Annotated in this window: 13 protein-coding genes; 9 read left to right on the top strand and 4 right to left on the bottom strand. The window is 37.5% G+C overall.

The genetic code is table 11. The features are described from left to right. Window positions 1-378 precede the first annotated feature (378 nt). Window positions 379-675: a type II toxin-antitoxin system RelE/ParE family toxin gene (locus tag FTU29_RS16245; protein ID WP_004787583.1), complete on the top strand. Its 297-nt coding sequence runs from the start codon at window positions 379-381 to the stop codon at window positions 673-675. A 3-nt stretch (window positions 676-678) separates the two neighbouring features. Next, window positions 679-969, top strand: coding sequence for an addiction module antidote protein (locus FTU29_RS16250; protein WP_004787581.1), 291 nt, complete (start codon window positions 679-681; stop codon window positions 967-969). A 611-nt stretch (window positions 970-1,580) separates the two neighbouring features. On the opposite strand, the gene FTU29_RS16255 is transcribed toward FTU29_RS16250, so the two are convergent. Both FTU29_RS16255 and FTU29_RS16260 read right to left on the bottom strand, forming a co-directional pair. Continuing rightward, window positions 1,581-1,772 carry a YqaE/Pmp3 family membrane protein gene (locus FTU29_RS16255; RefSeq protein ID WP_004728112.1) on the bottom strand — a complete coding sequence of 64 codons (192 nt, stop codon included), beginning with the start codon at window positions 1,770-1,772 and terminating at the stop codon, window positions 1,581-1,583. A gap of 29 nt (window positions 1,773-1,801) precedes the next feature. Next, complete coding sequence (locus FTU29_RS16260) at window positions 1,802-2,083, bottom strand: mobilization protein (RefSeq protein ID WP_147239659.1); 282 nt, start codon at window positions 2,081-2,083, stop codon at window positions 1,802-1,804. Between the two features lie 208 nt (window positions 2,084-2,291). Here FTU29_RS16260 and mobQ point away from each other — a divergent pair, with 208 nt between their 5' ends. The 6 genes from mobQ (at window position 2,292) to FTU29_RS16290 (ending at window position 8,932) form a co-directional block, all read left to right on the top strand. Then, window positions 2,292-3,728, top strand: a complete 1,437-nt coding sequence (gene mobQ, locus FTU29_RS16265; RefSeq protein WP_180122869.1) for a MobQ family relaxase — start codon at window positions 2,292-2,294, stop codon at window positions 3,726-3,728. Between the two features lie 101 nt (window positions 3,729-3,829). Further along, entirely contained in the window at window positions 3,830-4,051 is a 222-nt protein-coding gene (locus FTU29_RS16270) for a hypothetical protein (RefSeq protein WP_180122867.1), read from the top strand. Window positions 4,052-4,304: 253 nt separating this feature from the next. After that, on the top strand, window positions 4,305-5,228 hold the full coding sequence (gene repM, locus FTU29_RS16275; RefSeq protein ID WP_005021644.1) for a replication initiation protein RepM: 924 nt from the start codon (window positions 4,305-4,307) through the stop codon (window positions 5,226-5,228). 60 nt (window positions 5,229-5,288) lie between these two features. Continuing rightward, on the top strand, window positions 5,289-5,846 hold the full coding sequence (locus FTU29_RS16280; RefSeq protein ID WP_227656918.1) for a plasmid replication DNA-binding protein: 558 nt from the start codon (window positions 5,289-5,291) through the stop codon (window positions 5,844-5,846). Between the two features lie 670 nt (window positions 5,847-6,516). Then, a complete protein-coding gene (gene msr(E) / locus FTU29_RS16285; protein WP_000052512.1) occupies window positions 6,517-7,992 on the top strand; it encodes an ABC-F type ribosomal protection protein Msr(E) in 1,476 nt (491 codons plus the stop codon). A gap of 55 nt (window positions 7,993-8,047) precedes the next feature. Then, window positions 8,048-8,932, top strand: coding sequence for an Mph(E) family macrolide 2'-phosphotransferase (locus FTU29_RS16290; RefSeq protein ID WP_000155092.1), 885 nt, complete (start codon window positions 8,048-8,050; stop codon window positions 8,930-8,932). Window positions 8,933-9,121: 189 nt separating this feature from the next. Here FTU29_RS16290 and FTU29_RS16295 read toward each other — a convergent pair whose 3' ends face one another. Both FTU29_RS16295 and tet(39) read right to left on the bottom strand, forming a co-directional pair. Then, the gene (locus tag FTU29_RS16295) at window positions 9,122-9,733 is read right to left on the bottom strand and encodes a recombinase family protein (protein ID WP_015060246.1); all 612 of its coding nucleotides are present in this window, start codon (window positions 9,731-9,733) and stop codon (window positions 9,122-9,124) included. A gap of 225 nt (window positions 9,734-9,958) precedes the next feature. Continuing rightward, on the bottom strand, window positions 9,959-11,146 hold the full coding sequence (gene tet(39), locus FTU29_RS16300; protein ID WP_087551687.1) for a tetracycline efflux MFS transporter Tet(39): 1,188 nt from the start codon (window positions 11,144-11,146) through the stop codon (window positions 9,959-9,961). Window positions 11,147-11,211: 65 nt separating this feature from the next. Between tet(39) and FTU29_RS16305 the strand changes: the two genes are divergently transcribed. Next, window positions 11,212-11,853, top strand: coding sequence for a TetR/AcrR family transcriptional regulator C-terminal domain-containing protein (locus FTU29_RS16305; protein ID WP_004787586.1), 642 nt, complete (start codon window positions 11,212-11,214; stop codon window positions 11,851-11,853). The last annotated feature ends 72 nt before the right edge of the window (window positions 11,854-11,925 follow it).

The following is an 11,925-nucleotide window of genomic DNA, read 5'->3' on the forward strand; positions in this document are numbered from 1 at the left end:
TCGTATGGTGATTATCGGTGCTGAAAGACAACTTGATATTAAAATGCAAACTTAACTCTATACTGCTTTAAGCAACTGTTCTATTTAGTAATAAAGCTTTTATCCTTAATTATTTAACATAATAGAGGTTATACGAAATGCTTTTTAAAATATCCTTGTTTTTCATATAGTTATAAAATTTTGACTGACTTCAAAAACAGTAAAAAGCCGACTTAGAAACAAGTCGGCTTTTTTATGAGCAGGTTTGATACCTTTTGCCAAGAACATAGGTTATTAAATAATCAATTGATAAAATATATTCTTATTATTTCATTTACTCATAAAATATATTCATTATAATGTTGTGTATTCGATCGAATACAATAAAGAGGAACTTTCATGACCGAGATTAAACGTCTCCCTGAATTTGATGAATGGCTAGATAGCATTAAAGACAGTATGACCCGTCTTAAACTGAATCGAAGATTAGATAAGGTTCAGCGTGGTAATTGGGGCGATGTAAAGCATCTTCAAGAAGGTGTTTGGGAAATGCGAGAGTTCTTCGGACCAGGTTGGCGCATGTATTACATCAAACATGGTGATGTAATCATTGTGATGCTTGGAGGTGGTGATAAATCTACACAGCAAAAGGATATAGAACGAGCTGTTGATTTATCAAAATCTTTAGAGGATTGAAAAATGGTTAAAATAGCTGATCTACCTAGCTTTGACATGGCAGAAGCACTTAAGAGTGAAGAAGATATTGTAATGTATCTTAATATGGTTCTTGAAGAGAATGACCCTGCTGAACTAGCTCATGCACTTGGTGTAATTGCTAAAGCTCGTGGTATGACTCAAATCGCTAAAGAAGCAGGAATTGGACGTGAAGCACTTTACAAAGCACTCCGTCAAGATTCAGCACCTCGTTTTGATACGATTAATCGTGTAGTAAATGCTTTAGGTCTAAAACTAACTGTGCAGAATGCATAACTATTAATAAAATTTTGTCTAAGTTCCATCTTATTTAACATAAAATCTCATATACGAAATTCGGGTGTTAGAACCCATTCAAAGTGTACTCATCAGTACACTTTGAAATTTTGATATAAAAAATTTAACATAAAATCTCATATACGAAATTCGGGTGTTAGAACCCATTCAAAGTGTACTCATCAGTACACTTTGAAATTTTAATATAAAAAATTTAACATAAAATCTCATATACGAAATTCGGGTGTTAGAACCCATTCAAAGTGTACTCATCAGTACACTTTGAAATTTTGATATAAAAAATTTAACATAAAATCTCTTATGCGAAGTCAAAAAAGTAGCCCCATACCCTTATTGGATAGGAGCTTTGTGGCAAAAAATAGAGTGAATTCGATAAAAAAATGAAATCCTCTAATTCTTGTTTTAATTATTTTTTTAACTAAGAATTAGAGGATTAATTTCTTTACCTCTGGAGTTTTATAATTATTGTTATAAGATTTATTAAATCACTTATTGCTCAAATAATCTTCACAATCTGATCATTCGCTCATGGATAAGTGTGATGGAAATCACAAAATCAATCAGATCTAAAAATCACACAATTACACTATTTATGATGAGCGAATTGTTCTTTTAATTTTCTGATCAGTCTTGTATTGCGACAAAGCATAGACCGCCCAGATGGCAGCCGGGATCCAACCTAAAACTGTAATCTGAAGTAGCAAACAAATGATGCCTGCAAATGGTCGCCCTATGGTGAAAAACAGCAGCCAGGGAAAAATTAAAGCAATTAGCAATCTCATTTCAAATTCCTATGTATCTTTTCAAAAAATTAATAATTAAATGCGGGCAGATCAAACAGCTTACGATCTCTTTCATCCATTAAATATTTATCCATCTGAGCAATCAGTTTTGCTCTGGCTTGTTCATCTTCTTCGGTAATTTTCAACATGCAGGATCCGATTAAAATCTTGCGTCTGGTATCATCCTTTCGAGCCTGTTCTTTCTCTTTGGCACGTTCTCTTGCCAGTGCTGCCTGTCTTTGAGCCTTTAACTGCTTTAGCTTTTCTTCCTGTGCCTTGATTTTACTGTCTAATATTTCAGTAACACTCATTAATCCAATACCATCATCCTGGGAAACCATCCCTAACATAAGCGCACTTGAATCTGCATTCAAGGTGCTATATGTATAGTAATGTTTTCCTCGAAGAGCGCACTTATGCAAACTTCGTTTGCAAGTCCGATTGGGGAAACCCCAATACCCCGACAACCGTATCCACGGTTGTATTTCACTACGTGAAAATTTAAAAGCGAAAAAAGGCATGGCGATTTACCACTTTTCAGTCAAAACCGTAGCACGATCAGCAGGGCGTTCCGCCACTGCTGCAATCGCCTATCGGGCCGGTGAAAAGATTTATTGCGAACGTGAAGGCCGAGAACATGACTACAGCCGAAAAACTGGTGTGGAATACAAAGAAATTTATTTACCCAAAGGCGCACCAGAGCATTTAAAAAATCGGGAAAAACTCTGGAACGAAGTGGAACAACGGGAAACCCGAAAAAACTCGACAGTTGCCCGGGAATTTGAAATCGCTTTTCCAAGTGAATTAAATCAGGAACAACGCCTGGCCATGCTCGAAGAGCTATGCGCCAGTATCGTGGACAGACATCAGGTGGCCGTCGATGCCTGTATCCATGCACCGCATACTGGATCCGGCAGTGATGAACGCAATTATCACGCCCATATCCTGATGAGCACACGTAAACTCACGCCAGAGGGTTTTACAGAAAAAACCCGGGAACTGGATCAGAAACACAGTGGAGAAATCGAATACTGGCGCGAACACTTTGCCGATATCTGCAATATGCACCTGGACATGGCCGGATACACCGCCCGAGTCGATCACCGCAGCTACAAGGACCAGGAGAATGGTCTAGAGGCTACCCTGCACGAAGGGCCGAAAGTCACCGAACTGCGCCGGAAAGGGATTAAGACCGAAATCAGCCGAAGCAATGATGAAATCAAACAGAGAAATCAGGCTCAACTGCAATACGGTAAAAATATGGATCTGCTGATTGCTGAAAATGAGATCAAACTCAATACACTAAAAACTGAACAGCAGATCCAAATCAAAAATAGTGCTAAAACGCCACCAATTGACGAAAAAGCCCTGTTTGAAGAAAAACAGAGAGAAACCCTTGGCAAAGTGCTAAATCGCGAAATCAGCGCAAAAGACGCGAATCTAGACCTAGAATTTATGCAGGATGTTTTTAAAAAGGCCGAAAACACCTTCGGCAAGATGCAAAAACATGAAAACGAGTTCAATCAGCAGCTTGCCCAGGACATCGTGAAGAGTCGACTCAAGCAAAGTCATGACAGATTGCAAAGCCTGGTCGATCAACACAACGAATTAACCCAGAACAAACCCTTACTGTTTGGAAAAAAAGCCTGGGAAGCCCAACGTGACGAGATTTATCAGGAACACAAAAAGCTGAAAGGTCAGCATGAACACCAGAAAAAACATGGTGTGAAGGATTTATTGGAAAATGAAAAGTTCAAAGAACATGCCTGGAAGCAGTACCAACAACAACATCCGGCCAAAGCCAAGCAATACCAAACTCTATACTCAACCTATCAAGTTATTAAGAAATGTGTGAATGAGATCAAAGCAGAACAACAGATGAAACTCAGACAAGAACAACAGCTCAAAGCACAGCAACATGCGCCTAAAATGAAATCTCGTGGCATGAGTCGATAAACAGAGCGAGTGTCTACGAGCGAACTGAGAAAATTTGCTCTTTCCTTTCCCTGATTACAAGCTCCCTATCCATTAATCACCTACCCTACAGAGCATCCCGCATGGGTGCGAACTTTCCAAGTTTGATCCCTAAACCGAGCGTAGCGAGAAAAAAAGCTGATGAGCGAAGCGAATTCCGAGCTGCTTTTGCTTTTTCTAAAAGTCACGAAAATATTAACCAAAAATTGCCCCAACGAATCGAGCGAAAGCGAGATTCAATAGAGTTTGAGCGTAGCGAAAACCAAGGGCAATTTTTTACTCCCTGGGCTTTTAATTATTTTTAAGCTTTTAAATGCTTTTAGACATGCTCAAGACTTTGTAAATAAAGGCTTCTAGATCTTATATGACTACGTTTACCTACCAATATGACTACGTTTACCTACCAATATGACTACGTTTACCTACCAATATGACTACGTTTACCTACCAATAATCTACATTATTTTTTTTTGTAGATTTAACTACGTTTACCTTGCATTAATCTGCATATTTATTATTATAGATTTATATTCATAAGTAATAATGTAGACAAATAAAATGCGGGACTTAGTAGTTAAAGATAATGCCTTAATTAATGCGAGTTATAACTTAGACTTAGTAGAACAACGTTTGATCTTATTAGCTATCGTCGAAGCAAGAGATAGTGGTCGAGGAATCAATGCAAATGACCCCTTAGAAGTGCATGCTGAGAGTTATGTAAATCAATTTAATGTTGCAAGACAAACAGCTTACCAAGCGTTAAAAGATGCTTGTAAGGATCTATTTGTACGTCAATTTAGCTATCAAGAAATTAATAAAAGAGGAAATGTAGAGAATGTTTTAAGTCGCTGGGTGAGCGAGATTAGATATATCGATGATGAGGCTACAGTAAAGTTAATATTTGCCCCTGCAATCGTGCCACTTATTACACGTTTAGAAGAACAATTCACTAAATATGAGTTACAACAGATTAGTAATCTCAGCAGTGCTTATGCTGTGCGGTTGTATGAATTATTAATTGCTTGGCGTAGTACGGGTCAAACTCCAATTATCGAACTAGCAGAGTTCAGACAAAAAATAGGCGTTCTTGATGATGAATATACAAGAATGGGAAATTTCAAAGATCGAGTATTAAATCTAGCTATTGCCCAAATTAATGAACACACGGATATTAACGTCCAATGTCAGCAACATAAAAAGGGACGTAATATTTCTGGTTTTTCATTCAACTTTAAACTGAAAAAAGTCGTTATAGCTCATAACAAAGAGCAAACTGCTCTTGAGATTTTCTCAAAATTTACCGATGCACAGCGTCATCTTTTTGCCAGTAAACTGTCTGAGCTTCCAGAGATGAATAAATATTCTCAAGGTACTGAAAGCTACTCACAATTTGCAGTTCGAATTTCTGAAATGCTACGAGATCCACAAAAATTTGAAGAACTACTCCCATATCTAAAAAAAGTAGGCTTTAATACAAAATAAACTTCATGTTCAGATTGGATGTTCACATAAACATCCTTGTACACGTACTGAGGGATTCCATTGAACACAACAAAATTTAGCGTTATGGACGCAAGTAAAGCCTTTAAAAAATCACGTACAACAATATACGAGGCTTTAAAAAGTGGTGAATTATCAAGAGATCATGATGGACTTATAGACTTGTCTGAACTTATCAGAGTTTATGGCAATCCAGTCGGTGTTCAGTCCAGTGCACGTACTGAACAAGTTCAAAAGGATGTACAAGTACACGTTCAATCTGAAGTTGAAAATGTATTAAAAGATCAAATTTCTTTACTCAAAAATCAGTTAGAGTTAGCAAATCAAAGAGAAAAGTCTTTGATGCAACATATTGAAGATCTTACTCATAGAATTGAGTTTAAGGGCACCTTAGAACAGCCAAAACAAGAAAATATTAATCAACTAAATGAATCTACTAATTCGAATATAGCAACAGATCCTCGGCCACAGACTGAGTCAAACTATGACGGATTGACTACTCCTCAGAAAGACAATAAACGTATCCCTGTTCCAGAACACGTTGAGCCTGAACCTAAAAAAAGGGGTTTCCTGAGCCGTTTTTTCCTTCCTTATGGTTAGCCAGGACTCCAGTTTTTTGATGAGCCAATTTCAGTGCAAGCACATGAAATAATGACTCATCAAAAAACTGGATGAGGTTTATTAAAACTGAATAAACTTGTGGAACATTGCTTAGTTATTGAGCGTGGAACACGAAAAATCACTGAAAAAGCCTAAGAGTGGTCTCTTAGGCTTTTTTGTACAGAATAATACATTGATTATATTAAGGTTTTATTAATGATTTCGTATAAGGTGTATTATGTTAATTTTAGAAAATCTTCACTACTATTATTTTAAAATAAGCCTTATATCCAAGCATAAAACAAGGTTGTCTAGACTTCTTTTAACAGTAAAGTTATCATAAAACTGAATTTTATTTTTTAGGTAAGTTTATGCATTCTATCCGCATTCGTTAAGACACAACTATTTGCATAGTGACACTATTTTATAATGGTGGGCTTTTGTTGTGTCTTTAAGAATATATGCGGATATATAAAGTAAAAGTATGCTTAATTTATAAGTATGCTTTTAGTGCATAGTTTCCAGTTATAACTTAATTGACTAGCTATTTGTCCACCCTGTGGATGAATAGCTTTTTTTTTGGGAGGACACTGTGATGCTAGCTTTTGTTTTCACCTAAATCCTGTTTGCTGCATAAAAAATTTCAAGAGCTAAACAGGAGTAAATAAAAATGAGTTTAATTATTAAAGCGAGAAACATACGCTTGGATTATGCTGGGCGTGATGTTTTGGATATTGATGAATTGGAAATTCACTCTTATGACCGTATTGGTCTTGTGGGTGATAACGGAGCAGGAAAGAGTAGTTTACTCAAAGTACTTAATGGCGAAATTGTTTTAGCCGAAGCGACATTACAGCGTTTTGGTGATTTTGCACATATCAGCCAACTGGGCGGAATCGAAATAGAAACGGTCGAAGACCGGGCAATGTTATCTCGCCTTGGTGTTTCCAATGTACAAAACGACACAATGAGTGGCGGAGAGGAAACTCGTGCAAAAATTGCTGCCGCATTTTCCCAACAAGTACATGGCATTCTAGCGGATGAACCAACCAGCCACCTTGATCTCAATGGAATAGATCTACTTATTGGTCAACTTAAAGCATTTGATGGAGCATTACTTGTTATCAGTCATGACCGATATTTTCTTGATATGGTTGTAGACAAGATATGGGAGTTAAAAGACGGTAAAATTACGGAATATTGGGGTGGTTACTCGGATTACTTGCGTCAAAAAGAAGAAGAGCGACAACACCAAGCCGTAGAATATGAGCTGATGATGAAGGAACGGGAGCGATTAGAATCTGCTGTGCAAGAAAAACGCCAGCAAGCTAATCGATTAGACAATAAGAAAAAAGGAGAAAAATCCAAAAACTCTACCGAAAGTGCTGGACGACTTGGGCATGCAAAAATGACTGGCACCAAGCAAAGAAAACTGTATCAGGCAGCTAAGAGTATGGAAAAGCGTTTGGCTGCATTAGAAGATATTCAAGCACCAGAGCATTTGCGTTCTATTCGTTTTCGTCAAAGTTCAGCCCTAGAACTGCACAATAAGTTCCCGATTACGGCAGATGGTCTGAGCTTAAAATTTGGTAGCCGTACTATCTTTGATGACGCTAACTTTATAATACCGCTTGGCGCTAAAGTCGCTATAACTGGATCGAATGGAACAGGGAAAACGTCCTTGTTAAAAATGATATCAGAACGTGCTGATGGATTAACCATATCTCCAAAAGCTGAAATTGGCTACTTTACACAAACAGGATATAAATTTAACACGCATAAATCTGTGCTCTCCTTTATGCAGGAAGAGTGCGAGTACACAGTTGCGGAAATTCGTGCAGTATTGGCTTCAATGGGGATCGGAGCGAATGATATTCAAAAAAACTTATCCGACTTATCGGGAGGTGAAATCATCAAACTGCTTTTATCCAAAATGCTTTTAGGAAAATATAATATTTTGCTTATGGATGAACCAGGAAACTATCTTGACCTAAAAAGTATTGCCGCATTAGAAACAATGATGAAGTCCTATGCAGGAACTATTATCTTCGTATCTCATGACAAGCAATTGGTCGATAATATTGCTGACATTATCTACGAGATCAAAGACCACAAAATCATCAAGACTTTTGAGAGAGATTGTTAATGATAGCCAATCTAATCCGAACATTAATTATTGAACTCTTTAAAGGAAATTAAAAATGACAATTCAAGATATTCAATCACTTGCTGAAGCACACGGCTTGTTGCTTACGGACAAAATGAATTTCAATGAAATGGGCATTGATTTTAAGGTCGTTTTTGCTCTTGATACAAAGGGGCAACAATGGTTGCTGCGTATTCCTCGTCGTGATGGCATGAGGGAACAAATCAAGAAAGAAAAACGCATTTTAGAATTGGTAAAAAAACATCTTTCTGTAGAGGTTCCTGATTGGAGAATTTCATCTACAGAATTAGTGGCTTATCCCATACTTAAAGATAATCCTGTTTTAAATTTGGATGCTGAAACCTATGAAATAATTTGGAATATGGACAAAGATAGCCCGAAATACATAACATCTTTGGCAAAAACCTTATTTGAAATCCATAGTATTCCTGAAAAAGAAGTTCGGGAAAATGATTTGAAAATTATGAAACCTTCAGATTTAAGACCTGAAATAGCAAACAATTTGCAGTTAGTAAAATCTGAAATTGGTATAAGTGAGCAATTGGAAACCCGCTACAGAAAATGGTTGGATAATGATGTTCTATGGGCAGATTTCACCCAATTTATACATGGCGATTTATATGCTGGGCATGTACTAGCTTCAAAGGATGGAGCTGTTTCAGGCGTTATTGATTGGTCAACAGCCCATATAGATGACCCAGCGATTGATTTTGCTGGGCATGTAACTTTGTTTGGAGAAGAAAGCCTCAAAACTCTAATCATCGAGTATGAAAAACTAGGGGGTAAAGTTTGGAATAAACTATATGAACAGACTTTAGAAAGAGCAGCGGCCTCTCCTTTGATGTATGGTTTATTTGCCTTAGAAACTCAAAATGAAAGCCTTATCGTTGGAGCAAAAGCTCAGTTGGGAGTTATATAATTTAAAAATATGATTGCTGAGAACTGCCTTGTTTTGAAACTTGGTTGGCTTTAATTAGTTTTTAGTATTCTTTATAGAAAATGCCTCGATCAAGGGGCATTTCTAACAATCATTTAACATAAAATTTCTTATGTGAAGTAACCTGAATGCAGCGGTGCCCCATTGGGGGCGCGTTGAGATAAGCCTCTTTTAGATAACTTTAGCAACTCGATAGACAGTTGCAACTCCACAATTCACTGCTTTGGCAATTTCTTCCTTAGTCATATTGCCAACTACTAGCAATTCTTTTATTCGTTTATGTTTAGCCTCATTTGCCTTCTTGCCTGTTGGTTTGTAACCCGAACGTGCCAGGCCCTGCTTAATACGTTCTATACGTTTCTCATTGTCTAGGCGGGCCATTGTTGCCAGAAGATCAATCAACATATTGTTGATGAGTTCCAAGATTGAATGAGTAATGCTGTCACTGGTTTGAATCATTTGGTAGGTAGTAGGAAGATCTGCTACGACTAAACGAAGTCCCTTCTCCTGGATCCTGCGCTTCAGCTCTTGAAAATCTCGTTGGGTTAGGCGTGATAAGCGGTCAATACTTTCAACTAACAATGTGTCACCTTGATTTGCTTCTGACAGTAGCTTATTCAATTCAGGTCGGTCTAACTTCGTACCACTATAGTTTTCCACGTACACAATGGTTTCACCCAAATTCAAGTTTTGGTTTAGATCCTGAAGAATCTGCAAAGCCCTTTCTGCATCTTGATCTTTAGTTGAAGCTCGTAGATAAATACGTGTATTCATTTCTATCATTTAATCTTAATTCTATTAGATTAATGATAATACTATCATTTAATTATTGCATTAAGTCTAATGATAGATATTGTATGCGATTTGGCTCGCTATCATTCAGGTATAGTCTTTTGATAAAAAAAGCATGACTAAAAGCCATGCCTTGGGAATTCGTATAACGTGTATTATGTTAATTTTAGATAAACTATAGAATCCATTAGTTTTTAAACCAATAAATTAAATATTTTATGGAACTCCAGAATATTTATTCAGGCGATACTTAAGCAATAAGGGTAGGGTGATTACATAAAGTATTGCAGCTAATGCCCATACCATTCCAGGAGCTGATGCCTGAGTCATAAAATAGAGGCTAGTAACTAATACAGGACCAATTATAGCCCCCAGACTATTAAAACTGCTTAATAGCCCTTGTAATTCACCTTGTCTTTCATCACTAATACCTCTGGACATCATTGCTTGCAAAGCAGGAACGGCTACTCCACCAAGGGCAAACAATGGTAACAACGCAAAAGGCACCCATTCTTCAACAGCAATAGATAAAAGAAGTAAACCAATTGCATCGCAAGCTATTCCACATAACAACGTATTTTTCTCTCCAAACCTCTTTACCATAGGGGCGATAGCAAAAGCCTGTGCAATAGAATGGCATATTCCATAACTAGCAAGGGAAACACCTGCAATAAATATACTCCAGCCATAACGATCCTGCCCATAGATAACCCATAAAGTTGCGGGGACTTGTGAAACCAATGTGATAATTAAAAAGATACCAAGCAATGGAGCCATATTAGGTTGAGTGATCAAATAGGATAATTTCTTTAATATTGATTGCTCCTGAACCTTCTCAGTCATTTTATTGCTGTGTTTTGATTCTTTTAATAAGACTGCTGTCATTATTAAAAGAATCCCATTCATAAAAGCAGCAGCAAAGAACGGTGCATGTAAGTTCCATTCACCCAAAACTCCACCTATTACCGGACCCGCTATAAACCCAATACCAAAGACAGCTCCAAGGAGACCAAACCTTTTTGCACGCTCATGGGCTGGAGTAATATCTGAAACATAAGCTGTTGCAACAGCCATGTTGGCACCTGTAATTCCCGCAAAAATACGACCAATATATAGCCACAATAGAGAAGGAGCAGCAGCCATTAGGAGATAATCAGCCGTTGCACCAGCAATTGAAATAATTAATACAGGTCGACGTCCAAATCGGTCACTCAACGCTCCAAGGATAGGTGCAAAAATGAACTGCATCAGAGCATACACAGCTAATAAAGCACCATAGTGAACACCGCCTGCTTCAGCTCCAGCCAATGACCGTAATAATTCAGGCAAGATCGGCATAATTAAACCAATCCCAACAGCATCCAGAAATATAGTGATTAAAATCACGCTCAATGATTTCTTCACAAATGCCTTCTCTAGCAATGATAGAATTAATATTCTCTCACACACTCCCTATCAGTGATAGATTTATGAGTAAAAAAGATATTGCACCTCAACGTCTGACACGTGAAATAGTCCTGCGTACCGCATTGGATATGTTGAATGAAGAAGGCATAGATTCAATAACCACACGCAAGCTAGCTCAACGATTGGGTATTAAATCTCCAACTCTATATTGGCATTTCAAGAATAAATCCTTGTTAATGGAAGCAATGGCGGAAACCATTATAAATGAACACCATTTAGTTTCTTTACCCATCGATGGGATGACATGGCAAGATTGGTTGCTCGCTAATTCTGTAAGCTTTCGTCGAGCACTACTAGCTTACCGTGATGGTGCTCGTCTACATGCAAGAACTAGCCCCAGTCAAGGACATTTCAACACGATTGAGGCCCAAGTTGCGCTGTTATCTCATGCTGGGTTTTCTCCTGTTGAAGCAGTTGCATTACTTATGACATTAGGAAGGTTTATTGTTGGGTGGGTCCTTGAGGAGCAGCAAGAAGAAATAAGATCAGACCCACCATTCGAAGCCGATCCAACTATATATCCACTCATGCTCCAAGGAGTGAATACCTTACAAAATATGAATGCGGATGACATTTTTGAAAATGGGATTCGTATGGTGATTATCGGTGCTGAAAGACAACTTGATATTAAAATGCAAACTTAACTCTATACTGCTTTAAGCAACTGTTCTATTTAGTAATAAAGCTTTTATCCTTAATTATTTAACATAATAGAG

It is taken from the genome of Acinetobacter sp. YH12086, from assembly GCF_013419345.1.
In the GTDB taxonomy this organism is placed as follows: Bacteria; Pseudomonadota; Gammaproteobacteria; order Pseudomonadales; family Moraxellaceae; genus Acinetobacter; species Acinetobacter amyesii.

What these genes read in the sequence shown, in the direction of transcription:
- FTU29_RS16295 (WP_015060246.1), bottom strand. Translation starts at nt 9,733, where the DNA reads ATGATAGAAATGAATACACGTATTTATCTACGAGCTTCAACTAAAGAT.
- FTU29_RS16260 (WP_147239659.1), bottom strand. Translation starts at nt 2,083, where the DNA reads ATGAGTGTTACTGAAATATTAGACAGTAAAATCAAGGCACAGGAAGAA.
- FTU29_RS16255 (WP_004728112.1), bottom strand. Translation starts at nt 1,772, where the DNA reads ATGAGATTGCTAATTGCTTTAATTTTTCCCTGGCTGCTGTTTTTCACC.
- FTU29_RS16290 (WP_000155092.1), top strand. Translation starts at nt 8,048, where the DNA reads ATGACAATTCAAGATATTCAATCACTTGCTGAAGCACACGGCTTGTTG.
- FTU29_RS16245 (WP_004787583.1), top strand. Translation starts at nt 379, where the DNA reads ATGACCGAGATTAAACGTCTCCCTGAATTTGATGAATGGCTAGATAGC.
- FTU29_RS16305 (WP_004787586.1), top strand. Translation starts at nt 11,212, where the DNA reads ATGAGTAAAAAAGATATTGCACCTCAACGTCTGACACGTGAAATAGTC.
- repM (WP_005021644.1), top strand. Translation starts at nt 4,305, where the DNA reads ATGCGGGACTTAGTAGTTAAAGATAATGCCTTAATTAATGCGAGTTAT.
- FTU29_RS16270 (WP_180122867.1), top strand. Translation starts at nt 3,830, where the DNA reads ATGGGTGCGAACTTTCCAAGTTTGATCCCTAAACCGAGCGTAGCGAGA.
- mobQ (WP_180122869.1), top strand. Translation starts at nt 2,292, where the DNA reads ATGGCGATTTACCACTTTTCAGTCAAAACCGTAGCACGATCAGCAGGG.
- FTU29_RS16250 (WP_004787581.1), top strand. Translation starts at nt 679, where the DNA reads ATGGTTAAAATAGCTGATCTACCTAGCTTTGACATGGCAGAAGCACTT.